The sequence below is a fragment of the Borrelia tillae genome (genome assembly GCF_055693965.1).
The window spans coordinates 671839-688890 of the sequence record NZ_CM146346.1 but is presented as its reverse complement, the minus strand read 5'-3'; the positions used below and the strand labels follow the sequence as shown (position 1 = coordinate 688890).

8 protein-coding genes and 5 pseudogenes are annotated in these 17052 nt (G+C 28.3%); 9 read left to right on the top strand and 4 right to left on the bottom strand.

The features are described from left to right. Nucleotides 1-34: 34 nt before the first annotated feature. Complete coding sequence (locus tag ACWUD1_RS03340) at nt 35-526, top strand: transcriptional repressor (RefSeq protein ID WP_472756406.1); 492 nt, start codon at nt 35-37, stop codon at nt 524-526. A 63-nt stretch (nt 527-589) separates the two neighbouring features. Then, nucleotides 590-1563: pseudogene (locus ACWUD1_RS03335) on the top strand (alpha/beta hydrolase). A gap of 43 nt (nt 1564-1606) precedes the next feature. On the opposite strand, the pseudogene ACWUD1_RS03330 reads toward ACWUD1_RS03335, so the two are convergent. Together ACWUD1_RS03330 and ACWUD1_RS03325 are read right to left on the bottom strand one after the other, a co-directional pair. Further along, nucleotides 1607-3148, bottom strand: a pseudogene (locus ACWUD1_RS03330) (PTS transporter subunit EIIC). A gap of 40 nt (nt 3149-3188) precedes the next feature. Beyond that, nucleotides 3189-3884: an N-acetylmannosamine-6-phosphate 2-epimerase gene (locus ACWUD1_RS03325; protein WP_472756926.1), complete on the bottom strand. Its 696-nt coding sequence runs from the start codon at nt 3882-3884 to the stop codon at nt 3189-3191. Between the two features lie 155 nt (nt 3885-4039). Between ACWUD1_RS03325 and ylqF the strand changes: the two genes are divergently transcribed. The 5 genes and pseudogenes from ylqF to ACWUD1_RS03300 all read left to right on the top strand — a co-directional run bounded on the left by ylqF (nt 4040) and on the right by ACWUD1_RS03300 (nt 8697). Continuing rightward, a complete protein-coding gene (gene ylqF / locus ACWUD1_RS03320) occupies nt 4040-4891 on the top strand; it encodes a ribosome biogenesis GTPase YlqF (RefSeq protein ID WP_472756405.1) in 852 nt (283 codons plus the stop codon). Between the two features lie 87 nt (nt 4892-4978). Beyond that, a complete protein-coding gene (locus tag ACWUD1_RS03315) occupies nt 4979-6034 on the top strand; it encodes an ABC transporter ATP-binding protein (protein WP_472756404.1) in 1056 nt (351 codons plus the stop codon). After that, nucleotides 6027-6823: pseudogene (locus tag ACWUD1_RS03310) on the top strand (ABC transporter permease). The gene ACWUD1_RS03315 and the pseudogene ACWUD1_RS03310 overlap by 8 nt, the downstream one beginning before the upstream one ends. A 15-nt stretch (nt 6824-6838) precedes the next feature. Next, the gene (locus ACWUD1_RS03305; RefSeq protein WP_472756403.1) at nt 6839-7630 is read left to right on the top strand and encodes an ABC transporter permease; all 792 of its coding nucleotides are present in this window, start codon (nt 6839-6841) and stop codon (nt 7628-7630) included. A 17-nt stretch (nt 7631-7647) separates the two neighbouring features. Continuing rightward, entirely contained in the window at nt 7648-8697 is a 1050-nt protein-coding gene (locus ACWUD1_RS03300) for an ABC transporter substrate-binding protein (protein WP_472756402.1), read from the top strand. A gap of 30 nt (nt 8698-8727) precedes the next feature. Here ACWUD1_RS03300 and ACWUD1_RS03295 read toward each other — a convergent pair. Beyond that, a pseudogene (locus ACWUD1_RS03295) lies at nt 8728-10073 on the bottom strand (Na+/H+ antiporter NhaC family protein). Between the two features lie 677 nt (nt 10074-10750). Then, nucleotides 10751-12184 carry a glucose-6-phosphate dehydrogenase gene (gene zwf, locus ACWUD1_RS03290; RefSeq protein WP_472756401.1) on the bottom strand — a complete coding sequence of 478 codons (1434 nt, stop codon included), beginning with the start codon at nt 12182-12184 and terminating at the stop codon, nt 10751-10753. A gap of 201 nt (nt 12185-12385) precedes the next feature. On the opposite strand from zwf, the pseudogene ACWUD1_RS03285 reads away from it, so the two are divergent. Then, a pseudogene (locus tag ACWUD1_RS03285) lies at nt 12386-13830 on the top strand (nicotinate phosphoribosyltransferase). Between the two features lie 6 nt (nt 13831-13836). Beyond that, nucleotides 13837-17052, top strand: coding sequence for an exodeoxyribonuclease V subunit gamma (locus ACWUD1_RS03280; RefSeq protein ID WP_472756400.1), 3216 nt, complete (start codon nt 13837-13839; stop codon nt 17050-17052).

Below are 17052 nucleotides of genomic sequence, written 5' to 3'. Positions count from 1 at the left end.
AGTACTTAATCTTAAATAATAAAGGGTATGATATATGGACAACAATACAATAGAGGTACATTCTACTTTAGAAAAAGTCGGAATTACTAATGACCCTATCTTGCTAAAATCACTAACAACCGAGTTGGGAATGAAAGCCTCACATTCAAGAAATAGAATAATTCTACATATTGCTTCCAATCCAAGAGAGTATTTTACAGCAAAAGAGATTTACAATAAACTAATAAAAGAAATACCAAGCCTGTCAAAAGCAACAGTATACAATACATTAAACATCTTAAAAGAACGTAATATTCTTAAAGATATTAAAACAACCAATCAGAAAGAAACAAGATTTTACTTAAGTTTGACTTCTACAATAGCTCACTTTAAATGCAACAAATGCAATCAAGTATATCCTATTCAGCTTGATGACATTAAAGATATTCTGAAAGACAAACTTGGCGAAGAATGGAAAACAAAATCCATTGAAATTATTTACTCAGGTTCATGTAATAATTGTTATCAAGAATCTCAAAGTGAATAATTCAATGTTGAATATAAAAATATTTAAATTTAAATACGAAAATTATCAAAAGGAAAAAGATATATGAACATAAAAAATGTTATTTTTATATTTATATTCTTACTCCTATTAGTCATAGTAGGACCAAGAATAAAATTTAGGAATGAATTTGAAAAAGTTAAAGTTCCTAGCAAACTTACAGAAATCGATCAATATCTCCTAATTGAAGAATCTAAGTTTAACCTAGAAGCAAATACAAAAAAAGAAATCATATGGAATTCGGATCCCAAAAAACAGAATACTCAGTAGTATATATTCATGGTTTTGGAGCATCTAAGAATGAAATTTACCCTGTTCCACATAATATCGCCAAAACATTAAATGCAAATCTCTTCCTTACAAGGCTTAAAGGACATGGAATTAACAATAAAGATGCATTTAAAAATGTTAAAACTCAAGACTGGCTCAAAGACATAGATGAAGCCATTCAAATTGGGCAAGCAATAGGAGAAAAATTAATACTCATTGGTACTTCAAATGGGGGAGCTTGCGCTATTTGGGCATTAAAAAACTACTCAGATAAAATACATTCAGCTGTATTAATATCACCTAATATCTCTCCTAAAGACAAAAGAACCAACATAATTTACTACCCTTGGGGACGTCAATTTGCTTACCTTATAACAGGTGGATATAATGAACTTAAGGAAATACAAACTAAAAAAATAGAACACGAAGAGATTAAACCATTCCACTCACCAATCAGACAAGTTGATTCCATCATTGCAATGATGGGTCTTGTTAAATTAATTAACGATAACAACTTTAGTAAACTCAGAACTCCCCTAGTAATAACTTACTCGCCAAACGACCCTACAGTAGACTCATCTCAAATAAACAAATTCATAAATGAATATGGCGGATATAAAAAAATAATACCAATGGTTCTTGTTGAAGGCTTTTACTCTCATGTTCCTGTCGGGAATCATAGCTACAGAAGTGCGCAAAATACATCTTACCTAACAAAGTATGCTGTTGCTTTTATTAAACAATTATAAAGCAAGTAATTGAATAGTTACTCGCTTTATTATAATTTAAACATTAATTACCAATAATCTCTTCAATTTCATTTTTAAGGACACTAACACTAGGTCCATAAATAACCTGAACACCATTATCCTTAATGATGATTCCCTTAGACCCTGTGCTTTCTAAAATAGTTTTTACAATTTTTAAAGAATCCTTAACAGTTACTCTAAGTCTTGTAGCACAACAATCAAATTCAACAATATTATCAATACCCCCAAGACCCATAATTACTTGAAAAGCAACATTATCTCTTTTACCATTTACATCAAGAGGAACATCTTGCACATCAAAAATATCTTCTCTCCCGGGAGTTTTATAGTCAAACTTAGATATTAAGAATATAAAACTAAAGTAGTATAGAGCGAACCAAAAAACACCCACTATTGGAACTAAAATCCAATTTGTTCTTGAATTTCCCTGCAAAACACCAAAAAGAATAAAATCAATAAATCCCCCAGAGAAAGTTTGTCCTATTGTAATTTTTAAAATGTGTGCAACCATAAATGCACAACCATCAAATATTGCGTGAATCACATAGAGAACTGGTGCTACAAAAAGAAAAGAAAATTCAAGTGGCTCTGTAATTCCCGTTAAAAAGGAAGTTAAAGCTGCTGAAAATAAAAGTCCAAAAACTTTTGACCTTTGCTCAGGCTTGGCAACACGATAAAGTGCAAGTGCAGAACCTGGCAGTCCAAACATCATAGTAATAAATCTTCCACTCATAAAACGGCTAGTTCCGATAAAAAATTTATCAGTATCATGTGAAGCAAGTTCAGCAAAAAAGATGTTTTGTGTACCTTCAACTAATTTACCATTAATAATTTCAGAACCACCAAGACCAGTCGTCCAAAAAGGCAAATAAAATATATGATGCAATCCAAAAGGCCCTAACATTCTTAAAAAGATCCCATAAATAAGCGTACCAACATATCCTGTTGCGTCTACTAGTGCACCTACTTTGCTAATTCCAGATTGCATGAATGGCCAAAACATAAACATTAACACAGCAAGAAGGATGTTTGAAAAAGAAACTATTATTGGTATAAACCTAGATCCTGAAAAAAATCCAAGCACTCTTGGAAATTCAACTTTGTTAAACTTATTATGCAGGCAATAAGTCAAAATCCCAACAATAATGCCACCAAAAACACCTGTTTCTAAAGTTCTAATTCCAAGTATAAATCCAACAGCTCCAGTTGACAGAATCCTCCACTTTTCCAAACATATCAACTAAAATACCAATAGTAGAATTTAAAACAAGATATCCAATAAAAGCAGAAAGACCTGCTGTTCCTTTATCTGATTTTGCAAGTCCAACAGCAACTCCAATTGCAAATATCGGTGGCAAATTAGCAAAGATAATAGCACCTGCGGTACGCATTACATTAAATATCGACTGAAAAAAAACACATCTAAAAAAGAGTACGCGCTAATAGTTGCTGGATTAGAGAGAGCACCTCCAATACCTAAAAATAATCCTGCTGCAGGAAGAATAGCAATAGGCAACATAAAAGAACGCCCAAATTTTTGAGCATTCTCAAAAAATTTCCCCATAAAACCCTCCTATATGTCTATTTTAAGACAATAAACATTTTCAATTTTCTTTAACCTCATTTATCTTATCAACAAAACTTTTTGTAATTTCCATAGGACGTGTAATAGCCCCGCCTACAACAACTAAAGAGATTCCCAATTCAAAGCTTCGCTTAGCTTTAAGAGGTGTATCAATCCTTCCCTCAACTATTAATTCGGATTTCAAATTACACTTAAGTAAACTTTTCAAGAAGGCAAAATCATTATCTGCAATATCACACCCTTCTGTATCTCCAGTATACCCATGTAAAGTCGTACCAATAAAATCAAATCCAAGTCTATCTGCATTAACAGCTTCTTCTAAAGATGCAATATCGGCCATCAAAAGTTGATTAGGGTATTTTACTTTAATCTGAGCAAAAAATTCAGAAAGCGAAAGCCCATCAGGACGCTCTCTAAGAGTAGCATCAAGAGCAATCACATCAACCCCTTCATTACAAAGTTCATCTACTTCTTTAATGGTGGGTGTAATAAAAACAGGTGAATTGTTATAAACTCTTTTGATTATACCTATTATAGGCAAATCAACTTCTGATTTTATTTTACTAATATCGACAATACTATTAGCTCTAATTCCAACAGCCCCTCCCATCTTTGCTGCTAAGGCCATCTTAGACATAATAAAACTACTATATAATGGTTCGCCTTCAAGTGCTTGGCATGACACAATTAACCCCTTTTTAATTTTTCCAATAATACCAAAACCTCCTCCTATCAATTAATCGATAACTAATCTCAAATTACAACCTATACCATTTCTTTAAAGGATACAATTTATCATAAACTTATGTATACAAAAAACAACAAAAAAACAAATTTTATCTCTGATTTAAATTAAGCTATAATTTAACAATGTCAAATAAAATCAATTGGTTCCCTGGGCATATGAAAAAAGCCCTAGACTTAATCAAAGAAAATATTAAGAAAACAAATATTGTATTAGAAATACTTGATGCTAGAGCACCTCTTAGTAGTCAAAATCCACTAACTGCTAAAATAATTAAAGACTCAAATAAAGACAAAATAATACTTTTAAATAAATCAGACCTTTCACAAGAAGGAGAAATTTTAAAATGGAAATCATATTTTGAAACACTTGGAAATAATGTATTAATAACAAACATATATAAAAAAGGAATGAGAAGACAAATAATAGATAAAATAAAAAAAACAGCCAATGTCAAAAAAATTAAAACTTATAGAGAAAAAATAAAAGTGTTAGTAATAGGAGTACCAAACGTTGGAAAATCATCAATAATTAATCTACTGGTAGAAAGAAAAAGCACAAGTGTTGCAAATAAACCAGGACATACAAAGAATGTACAAATAGTAAAGATAACCGAAGACATTAATATCTTTGACATGCCAGGAATTTTATGGCACAACCTGGAAGATCAAGAAACTGCAAAAAAACTCGCAATACTAGATATGATCAAAAATGAAATAATAGATAACACAGAACTTGCACTATACCTACTAAGAAAAATGCATATAAACAATAAAACCAAATTACTAAATAAATATAATATATCATCCACAGATTCACTTGAAATCTTAGAAAAATTTGCAACAACAAGGGGATTTATAAATAAAAAACATAAAATAGATATTGAACTAGCATCAAAAATATTAATAAAAGAATATAGAGAAGGAAACTTTGGGAAAATTATACTTGACGTAAAACGTCATAATAACAACAAATAAAACCATTTACATAAGCATTAATATAAAGTATAATTTGATGTCATATATCTTAAAAATAGAGATATATAAAAAGGAGGGTCCCATTAGTTGAATAATTATATCCTAGAGATTAAAGACTTAAGTCATTATTACACTGATAGTGATAATAAAACTCTAGATAAAATTAATTTAAAAATTAATAAAAATGAATTTATTACTCTACTTGGTCCATCAGGATGCGGCAAAACAACATTAATAAGAATAATAGGCGGTTTTTTAAATCAAACAGAAGGAAAAATTTATTTTCTATCAAAAGAAATCGCAAAAATCACGCCTAATAAAAGAGAAATTAATACTGTATTTCAAAACTATGCTCTATTCCCACATATGAATGTTTTTGACAATATTTCATTTGGACTTAGGATGAAAAAGATAAACAAAAATTTAATAAAAGAAAAAGTAAAAAGCGTCCTTTCCCTAATTGGCATGCAAAAATACGCCTACAGACGCATCAATGAACTATCAGGTGGCCAAAAACAAAGAGTAGCTATTGCAAGATCAATCATTATGGAACCCAAACTATTACTATTAGATGAACCCCTCTCAGCCCTTGATCTCAAAATGCGACAAGAAATGCAAAGAGAGCTTAAAAAAATACAAAGAAAGCTTGGAATAACATTTATCTACGTCACACATGATCAAGAAGAAGCACTAACAATGAGTGATAGGATAGTAGTAATGAATGAAGGTGTAATACTTCAAGTTGGAACACCTGAGGAGATTTATAATGAGCCTAAAACAAAGTTTGTAGCTAGTTTTATTGGGGAGAGTAATATTTTTGAAGGGACATACGAAAAAGAATTCGTAGTGAACATGTTTGGAAAAGATTTTCAATGTCTTGACAAGGGATTCAAAAATAAAGAATCTGTTGACCTTGTAATACGACCAGAAGATGTAAAAATAATGCCAAAAGGAGAAGGACACTTAAGTGGTGTAGTTACTTCAGCAATATTTCAAGGCGTACACTACGAAATGACACTAGAGATTCAAAAATCTAGTTGGTTAGTTCAAAGCACAAAATTGACAAAAGTTGGTAAAGAAGTTGATATATCATTAGGGCCTGATGATATTCATGTAATGTGTAAAGAAGGCCAATATGAATAGAGTAATTCTAGCACTATATGCTTTATTTTTATCAATTTTCATTATCTTTCCATTAGTCATAATAATGGCTTTGGGTTTCTTAAATGAACACAATGAATTCACAATTGCAAACTTTATAAGATTACTAGAACCAAGTTACTTAAAAATTTTCTCAAGAAGTATAAATTTTGCATTAATTACAACCATTTTTTGTATATTAATTGGATACCCCACAGCATGGTTCATATCCATGTCAAAAAAAAGTATTCAAAATATGCTTATAATAATGATTATACTCCCTATGTGGATCAATACTCTACTTAGAACCTATGCTTGGATCAAAATATTAGGAAAAAATGGAATTATTAATAGTTTACTTGAAGCAATGGGACTTAACACAATAGAATTACTTTACAATGAAAGGGCTGTAATAATTGGCATGGTATATAATTTTCTGCCATTTATGGTCTTATCAATATATATAGGACTCTCCAAAATAAAATATGAATATATTGAGGCAGCAAAAGACCTTGGTGCAAGAATGTGGCAAATATTATTATACATAAAACTGCCATTAACATTATCATATCTTGCAACAGGTATAATATTGGTATTCATCCCTTCAATCACTGTATTTATCATTTCAGATTTATTAGGTGGATTAAACAAATTTTAATCGGTAATTTAATTGAAAAACAGTTCTTGTTCGTAGAAGATTGGAACACAGGGGCTGCTATTTCATTTATTGTAATGATAGTAATATTAATATTTAATTTAACAATACTTAAATTAATACATAAAACAACCTAAAATAAGGATACTCATGTGATTAAAATACTAAAAAATACTTTTTTATCTTTAACATTTGGTTTTGTTTATGCTCCCATAATAATTTTAATAATTTATTCTTTTAATGCGGGCGATAATGGATTTTACTTTCAAGGATTTAGCCTAAAATGGTATAAAGAAGTATTCATATCAAAACAAATAAAAACGGTCATATATAATACTTTACTAGTAGCAATAATATCATCCTTAATCTCCATTATAATTGGAGTTTTAGGGGCTTACAGTATTTATAAAACAAAAAATAAAAAAATAAAAACCATCCTGCTATCAATAAATAAAATACCAATAATCAATCCCGATATCGTAACAGGAATTAGTTTAATGACATTTTATTCTTTAATAAAAGTACAACTGGGCTTTCCTACAATGCTAATGTCACACATAATTTTTTCAGTGCCTTATGTAGTAATAATAATTTTACCTAAACTATACTCTCTTCCAGAAAACATTATTGATGCCGCTCGAGATCTTGGAGCATCAGAACTTCAAATTTTTAAAAACATAATATGTCCAGAAATAATTGGAAGTGTGATAACAGGAAGTCTTATTGCATTCACATTATCAGTCGATGACTTTTTAATATCATTTTTTACAACTAGTCAAGGCTTTGATAACTTATCAATACTCATAAATTCTTTAGCTAAAAGGGGAATAAAACCCATAATAAATGCCATATCTTCCATATTATTCTTTGTAATACTTAGTCTATTATTTATCATCAACAAATTCGTAGGGATTAAAAAATTAACAATGAACACAGAAATTTAATAAAAAGGGGTTTAATGTTGAAAAAATTTTTAACGTTAATAATTATTTTAATCATAATTGCCTGTTCTTCTCGAAAGCAAAAAAACACTCTTAATATTCTTAACTGGGCAGAATATATTGATGAAAATTTACTATCTAAATTTGAAAAAGAACATAATGTCAAGATAAATTATGAATGCTTTAATAATAATGAAGAAATGATGGCCAAATTTAATAATACAAAAGGTTATTATGATATCATAGTTCCATCAGAATACTTGGTTGGAGAATTAGTAAGTGCAAAAAAAATTGAAGAACTAGACCATTCAAAATTACCAAATGTAAGAAGCAACTTGTTAGATGAATTTCACATGTTAGAACACGACTCGGGTAATCTTTATTCAGTACCTCTCTTTTGGGGCATAATGGGTATTCTTTATAATAAAACCAAAGTAGATATAAAAGACATGAATGAATTTGATATACTATTCAACGAAAAATATAAAAAAGAAATAGCTATGTTAGACTCCCCAAAAGAAAATATTGGTGTTGCACTTAAAAAGCTTGGTTATTCCTTTAATGAACATGACATATCAATTATCAAAAAAGCTGAAGAACTACTCAAAAAACAGTCCCCTTTAGTAATAGGCTATTTTTCAGATATTGCAGCAAAATCACTAATGCTTAATGGTGATGCATCGATTCAACTAACATGGAGCGGGGAAGCCCTAGATGCAATGCTTAAAGATCCAAACTTGGACTTTTATGTACCTCAAAGCACAAATCTATGGATCGATGTTATGGTTATTCCATCAGATGCACCTAACAAAGACCTTGCCTACAAATTCATAAATTTTCTTTATGAAAATGAATCATCATATGCAAACTTTGACGAGACAAAATACAACTCTCCAAATAAAAATGTATTTAAAAAGTTGCGAGAAGACGCAAAAACCAATCCTGAGCTTAACTTATATTTAAATGAAAAATTTGTTCCAAAAGACTTTTCAAAACATGAAGTATTTAAAGCAGTACCCAAAAAGATCAAAGAAGAACAAATGAGAATATATGTAAACTTGTCATCTTAACAGGGCACCTTATAAGGTGCCTTTTATTCATTACTCACAAGCTTTAGAAGAATTTAAAATCTGATTTTTTAATCCAAAAAAAGATATAGACAAAATAATAATTATACCCAATAACACTTGATAAAACAAAAATGGCATGATGTCAATCGGTGATATGGCACCTTTTGAAATATTCATCACGCTTATCATGTGCATACCATAAGGAAGGGCACCAATTAAAGCACATGAAGTAATTGAAAGCAATGCTGCACACCGCTTAGGACACACAGAATTAGCCTCAGATATACCTTTAGTAACAGTTTCATTAACTAAAATTGCAAGACCACTATTTGAAAGAAAACCTGTTACCATTATTATTAAAAAAGTAATCGTAAACTCGGCACTCCTCCTACATTTAGCCAAATACTTTGATTTAGTTAAAAGCCACTCAAAACCCCCATGACTAATAGTCATATAAGAAATCCCTCCTGTAAAAACAACAAGAATAAGCATCTCACTTAAATCCAAAAGTCCCGAATTAATCCTTTGTAACATTAAAAGCAAACTTAAATCACCATTTAAAATACCAATACCACCAGCAATTAATATTCCAAAAAATAAAACTAAAAATACATCAAATCCCAAGAATGCAAAAATTACAACAAAAAGATACGGCACTACCTTAAAATAATTTATCTCACCAAGCTCAACATTAACTCCAATACCACCAACATAAGAACCTAAACAAGCAAATGCTATAGTTGCTAAAATAGATGCTGGAAATGTGAAACAGGCACCATTTCTAAAAACATCTATAATTTTAACTCCTTGCGTACGACTTGCAATAATAGTTGTGTCTGATATTAAAGACATACTATCACCAAAAGCACCCCCCCAAGTACAGCCCCTGCAACCATTGGTAGTGGGATACCACTTTTCCCTGCTATTTCAAATCCAATTGGAGTAATAGCTACAACAGTACCAAGAAAACTACCAGTTGCAGTAGAGAGAAAAAGACATATTAAAAATACTCCTGCCACCAACAAATTAGAGGGTATATAACTAAGACCAATATTTGCTACGGTTTCAACACTACCTATTTCTTTACAAACAGCAGAAAAAGCACCTGAAATGAGAAAAATGAAAGATATGAATATAATATCATTTTGAGAACACCCTTCAATAAATTCATTTAACTTATCTACAAATGAACCTTTAAATAAAATAAATGCTGCAACCACAGCTAATAACATAGCAATTACTGGTGGCATCTGATAAAAAGCCATCTCTACACCTTGAATTTCCAAAACTATCCCTGTTCCCACATAAATAACAATAAAAACAAGAAAAGGAACAAGTCCCAAAAAATTTGGCTTTACATGACTACTTTTGTCCATTTTAACCCCCTGTATAATTCATATATCTATGAATTATTATTACTCAAGATCTCCATTCAATTTAAGAAATCTTTAATATAAACTTAATTTTTAACAACAATCTCAAATCCCATACTAAAACCATAGATAAAATAACAAAAAACAAAAAAATAGTTAATTAATTAAAGATATAATCATTCATCCATAAACAAATCTTTAAATTCCACAAGCTTTTACACAAGAACTTGTAATTTAACAAAATACAAACAAACATCCCTAAATAAAAAACAATTTTATAAAAAGAAATATCAACCATAAACAGATGACATATGACCATAAAACTTTCACCTAACAAAAATTATTACTTTACAATCCTTATCAATTTTTGCATTCCTAATACAACAAAAAGACTTATGGTTGCCAATATTTAGAGAAAAATCAAGCCGACCACTTTCTTCCTACTAAAGAAAAAAGAGCAAATCCAACACTAGATCTAACATTCATATCAACATTCTTAACCTAAAATTACAAGACAAAAGATAAATAAAAATTTGTCTCCATTATAAGTTCAAAATCATAAATATATTTCTATATATTATACCACATAAAAATATTTAAAAATCTCATTTTAAGTCAAAAAATAGCAAAACACATTCTATATTTGATTCATATAACAATAAAACTAATATATCACGATATCACATTTTACGCCAAAAATGATCCTTTTCTAAAACTATATTTGCCTCAGCTGGTCCTTCTGAGCCATGCAAATAGTCCCAATTCTTAATATCCTTCCACTTATCAAGGATATCGGACACAAATTCCCAAGAATTCTCAATCTCGTCATTACGAGCATACAAAGTCTTATCACCCAAAAAAGCATCTAAAAGTAATCTCTCATAAGATTCACCAAAAAACTTGTTAAATGAGGACTGATAAGAAAATTCCATATTAGCTTTATGAATTTCATAATTATATCCTGGGCGCTTAATGTTAAACTTGATTTCAATGCCATCTCTTGGTTGAATTCTAAAAACTAAAGCATTTGCAATATTACGCAATTCACTAGTAAAAATATTAAAATTAGGTCTTTTAAATTGAATATATATTTCTGAAAATTTTCTCATAAGTGCTTTTCCTGTCCTAACATAAAATGGAACCCCTGACCAGCGCCAGTTATCAATAAACAATTTCATGGCCAAATAAGTCTCAGTATTTGAAGTACTTAAAAAATCAGCTTCTTCTCTATATCCTTTCTTTGAAATCCCCTGTACTTGCGAACACACATATTGTCCCTTCACAACATAATCTTGAATAGTTGCCTTATTAAACTTTCTCAAACTCTTTAAAATCTTAACCTTCTCATCATGAATAAAGTCTGCATTAAATCCAATAGGAGGCTCCATTGCAATTAAACTTAAAAGCTGCAAGATATGATTCTGGAACATATCCTTTAAAGCACCAACAGAATCATAATATTCAGCCCTACCATCAACTCCTATTTCTTCTGCCACAGTAATTTGAACAAAATCTACATAACGATTATTCCAAATATTTTCAAAAATAGAATTTCCAAATCTAAATGTAAAAATATTTTGAACAGTTTCTTTGCCCAAATAATGATCTATTCTGTAGATTTGTTCCTCTTTAAACACAGAATAAAGAAGAGAATTTAAATATCTAGATGTATCAAGACTATTACCAAAAGGCTTTTCAAGAACAATTTTAGACATATAAAACATATTATTAAACGAATATGGCTTTAAATTTTCAATTATCACCTCATAAAACTCAGGGGATGTCGAAAGATAATATATTCTCTCCCTGTTATTTAAAAGATATGTTAATTTTACATAAGCATCCCTTTCTCTAAAATCTCCTGATAAATAAACAAAAAATTTCAAAAAATCATCAATTAAAGCAGTCGGCTCTTCTTGCCACAGAGAATCTTTAATATAGACCTTAAAATCCGCATCAGTAAAATTTCTTCTCGCAAACCCAATAATCTTAAAATTATTGATATAACCATCTTTATACAAATTAAAAAGAGAAGGAATAAGTTTTCTTCTAGATAAATTACCAGTAATACCAAATAGCACAATATCAAAATTAGATACATTCCTTTCACTCATAAACATCTCCAATGAATAAAATTATACTATTATTGTCACATCAAAAACCATGCTATACTAGCATATATGGAGCTCTTTTTAGAATAAAAATTTTATCTACTTTAAACTTAATCTTGAAGCCCGTTTTTAAGTAAAATTTAAAAAATTAAAAAATTAAAACATCGATATAGATAACGTACAATAGTGTATAATGTAAAAATAATGAATAATTTATCACTATTTACAGATTTTTATGAACTTTCAATGATGAATGCTTATTTCACAAAAAATATCAATCCAAAAGCTAAATTTGAAATGTTTTTCAGAAAAACACCTTTTAAAAATGGATATATAATTTTAGCAGGAATTCATACATTAATTAATATTATAAAAAGCTTGCAGTTTAAAGAAGAAGAAATTGAATATTTACAAAGCCTAAATTATTTTGACAAAAAATTTTTAGAATACTTAAGAACACTTAAATTAAATATTAAAATAAGCTCAATAGAAGAAGGAAGAATAGTTTTTCCTCATGAACCCATACTGATTATTGAAGGACATTTAATTGAACTTTTGCTAATAGAAGGATTAGTATTAAATACGATAAATTTTGAAAGCTTAATTGCAACCAAAACATCAAGGATTAAAGAAGCTGGTGCTAAAAATCTAGCTGAATTTGGTCTTAGAAGGGCTCAAGGCATCAATGGTGCACTTTCGGCAAGCAAAGCTGCCTATATAGGGGGTGCTGACTTTACAAGCAATGTACTTGCAGGATATAAATATAATATTCCTGTTACCGGCACAATGGCCCACAGTTGGGTAATGAGTTTTAAAAACGAAGAAGAAGCTTTTTGGGAATATGCAAAAACATATCCAAATAATGTAAGTTTACTACTTGACACTTATGATACACTCAACAGTGGTCTTAAAAATGCAATAAAAGTTTTTCAAGCATTAAAAAACAAAGATAAAAAAAACTTTTCTGTCAGAATTGACAGTGGCGATCTAGAATATTTAAGTAAAAGGATAAGAAAAAATCTTAACGAAAATGGGCTACCTGAAGTAAAAATTATTATATCAAACGAGCTTGATGAAGATATTATTATGTATTTAAGCTCAATTCATGCTCCTATTGATTGTTGGGGGGTAGGAACCAATCTAGTTACTGCAAAAGGAGATCCCAATCTTTCAGGGGTATATAAAATGATATCAATCCAAGAAAACGATAAATTCATTCCTAAAATGAAAATATCAAATAACTTTGATAAAGCAACACTTCCTTCTCAAAAAGGGGTTGTCAGAATATACTCAAATGAACAAATGATTTTTGATCTAATTTTTTTAAAAGAAGAAGAAAATGAGATAGAAGAAATGTTAAGGGCAAAAAAGAAATTTACAATTTTTCATCCAACACAAGAGAATGTCTTTAAAGAAATAAAAACATATGAAAGTTTTGAATTTTTAATACACACAATTTTTGAAAATGGTAATTTTTATAACACTTTTGAATCAGACCTAAAGAATATAAGAAAAAAAGTTAAAAGTGATCTAAAAAAATTGATCATACATATAAAAGGATCATAAATCCGCACATGTATAAAGTAAGTATTACGCAAAATTTAAAAAATTTAAAAAATAAACTCACTGAAGAAAATAAGATACTATAACACATTATGTATAAGATATATAAAACAAATAAGATAAGTAAAATTTACAATAAAATTAAAGAACTAATTCAAAATGATGACATCTTTCAAAAAGAAACTATCATAATTTCAAAAAAAAATATTCTCAGTGAAGAACTTAAAAAATATTTAGCAACCATGAATGGAGTGTCATATAATCTTAATATCAAACAAAATATAATAAAGACAATCTATAATCTTGCAATAAAAAATCACAATATAAAAAATTTTCTAGAAAATAATACTTTACTACTTTACTCAGAAACAGAAAAATTTATTTTATATCACATATTAAAAGAAAATAAAATAAAAGACATAAAACAATTTAAATCACCAAAAACTAGATATATCTTTACATCCAAAATAATAACTCTTTTTCATAAATACTACTCTAAATTTTCAAATCTGATTGATAATTGGAGAGGAAATACGCTCCTATTCGAAGATGATAATAAAATATTTTATGAAGCAATGCAAAAAGAAATGTTTGAAAAACTATTCGCAAATCAAATCAACATTTTTGATTTGCACGATAAGATAAAACAAGAAATAACAAATACTAAACAAAGTATTGAAACTAAAAAAATAATAATCATAGGAGAAAGTAGAGAAATTGATAGACAAATTTTACACTCATTACAAAAAATTTTCGACATCAAAATATACGAATTAATACTTGAAGATACAATTCAAACTCCATCTACCCTCATAGATGAATTATTACCTGTAAAAGTCAACAAACATACTTTAAATATACAAATAGAGGAAGAAATTGATATTCAATTATTTGAAGATAAAAATTTCTTAGCAAGTTTAAAAAATAATATTATTAAAGGTACCCCCCTATTAAAGCCAGATAATAGTTTTAAAATAATAGAAGCAAAAACAAAAAAACGAGAAGTAGAAATTCTAATAAACAATATTTTACATTCAACACAAAATAAGAATTTAAGAATAAATGACATTATAATTACTTACCCAGCAAAAGATATGGACATGTACTTACCATACATAGAAGAATTTTTAAACAAATATGAACTTGAATTTACTATTCTAAATTCTAAAAATATCTCAAAAAGCAAAAGTATAATAGCATTAAAACAATTAATGAAATTATTCATTTCAAACAGAGGAACAATTAGTAATTTCAACAGAAAAGAAATACTTGAATTTTTAAGTAATACAAAAGTAATGAATAAATTTAATATCTCAATAAATGAACTTGAATACCTAATCAAATTCAGTGACACAATGAATATTAATTTTGGAATGAATGAATATCATAAAAAAACCTTATTTTATAATACATACTTTCTCAATTCATGGGAAGATGGGTTTAACAGATTTCTCATGTCTGAAATCTTTAATGAAAAATACGAATGCAACAATTATCAAGAAAATATAAGTTTTCAAGACCCAAGCTCAATAATAAAATTGATAAACATAATAAAAAGCCTATATGAAGACATAACATATTTTAAAGAACAAGAATACACAGTATATGAATGGGCAGAAATAATAGATATATTCATAGATAAATATATTAAACTTGAAGACAATAATCAAATTGATGAACACATAAAAACAAGAATACAATCCCTTAAAAATTTTTCAAGGGATTTTAACGCAAATCTTTATAAAGATTACATGACAACAATTAAAGACAAAAAAGTTGATTTTGCTCTTTTTAAAATAATGCTTGAAGAAAGTATAGAACAGATCAAATATCAACCAAATAATCAAAACATAGGTATACTCGTTGCAAGTTCTGATAAAATCGAATATTTGCAGAAATCTGAAATTCATTTTTTAGGAGCACACATATTAAACTCAAGCATTAATTTTGATAACATGAACCTATTAAATGAATATTATAACTATACAAATCTGGAACAAGATAATATTTCAAATCTAATTAAAATACTATTTGCGGCAACAAGTAAATTTTATCTCTATTATTCAGTAAGTGAATTTCTAAATGCCGATATCAGCAAACCTAAAGTAATAAATAAACTAATCAATTATATAAAAGATTCGAATCAAGAATTAAAAATTGAGATACACCCGAATGAAAATTATGACTTTGAATACTTCAAGCATGAAAACAACTACTTAATCAATTATGATACAGAAGCTTTTAATATCGCAAAGTCACTACAAGAAAATCAATACTCAAGCTTTAAACAAAAAAGACTCAAATTCAAAAAACAAACTACACTAGAAATAGAACAAATACAAAAAGCCATCATTAATCCATACAAATATTTTTACGAAGAAATATTAAATATATACATCAAAGACATAAATCAAACTAGCGAAATTAAGGAAATACGAGAAGAACAAATTGTTGCTATTGATAATCTGAATTATAAGTTAATGAAGAATTTCATACAAATAAATGAATACTTCAAAAATGAAAATAATGAACATTATATCTTAGACAGAATAGACAATATAATTGAACATCAAATTCAACAAGGAATAATTCCTATGAATATCAAAAAAACAAACTTAAAAGAAGAATTCATAACAAAATTCAATGAAATCAAAAATAATATTGCTATTAATTGCCAAGAACTTTTCACAATGCAGAAAGTTGATAGCATATTAAATAAAAGCATATCGATTAACTTCCAGAACGAAATACTAGAATTTAAATTGCGTGGAAAATTGCAAAATATATACAAAATCGGCAATCAATATTATTATATTGATCTAGAAAAAAAAGATTATAGTCAAGATAAAATTATCAGGCAAATCAATCTATACATAATAGGATTAATATTAAAAACCGAAATTGAAGATATAGACTCAATTCAAGAGATAAGAATAATTTATGATACTTCAAAAGTATCACTTGAAAATAAATACACAAACGAAGCAATAAAATCTTCTGACCTTATAAATCTACTAAAACAAATAACATATATTTCAAGCTATCCTACTCCCATTTATCAAGATCTAATACAAAAAAGCCTAACTAAAATAAAAGATATAAATGAGTTTCCAACTGTATTAAAAACACAAATAAAATATCCACAGAAAAGCATTAGCATTAATAAAAGTATGGAATTTATTCTTAAACAAAAAGATATAACATGGTGTCCATATTATAACAGATTTAAAGATACTCACGACTTAGATATAGATGTAAACTTGGAAAAACTACTACAAGATTTTTATGCCAAATTTATTAAGGAATAG

Coding starts and splice junctions, on each gene's coding strand:
- ACWUD1_RS03340 (WP_472756406.1), top strand. CDS start 35: ATGGACAACAATACAATAGAGGTACATTCTACTTTAGAAAAAGTCGGA.
- ylqF (WP_472756405.1), top strand. CDS start 4,040: ATGTCAAATAAAATCAATTGGTTCCCTGGGCATATGAAAAAAGCCCTA.
- zwf (WP_472756401.1), bottom strand. CDS start 12,184: ATGAGTGAAAGGAATGTATCTAATTTTGATATTGTGCTATTTGGTATT.
- ACWUD1_RS03280 (WP_472756400.1), top strand. CDS start 13,837: ATGTATAAGATATATAAAACAAATAAGATAAGTAAAATTTACAATAAA.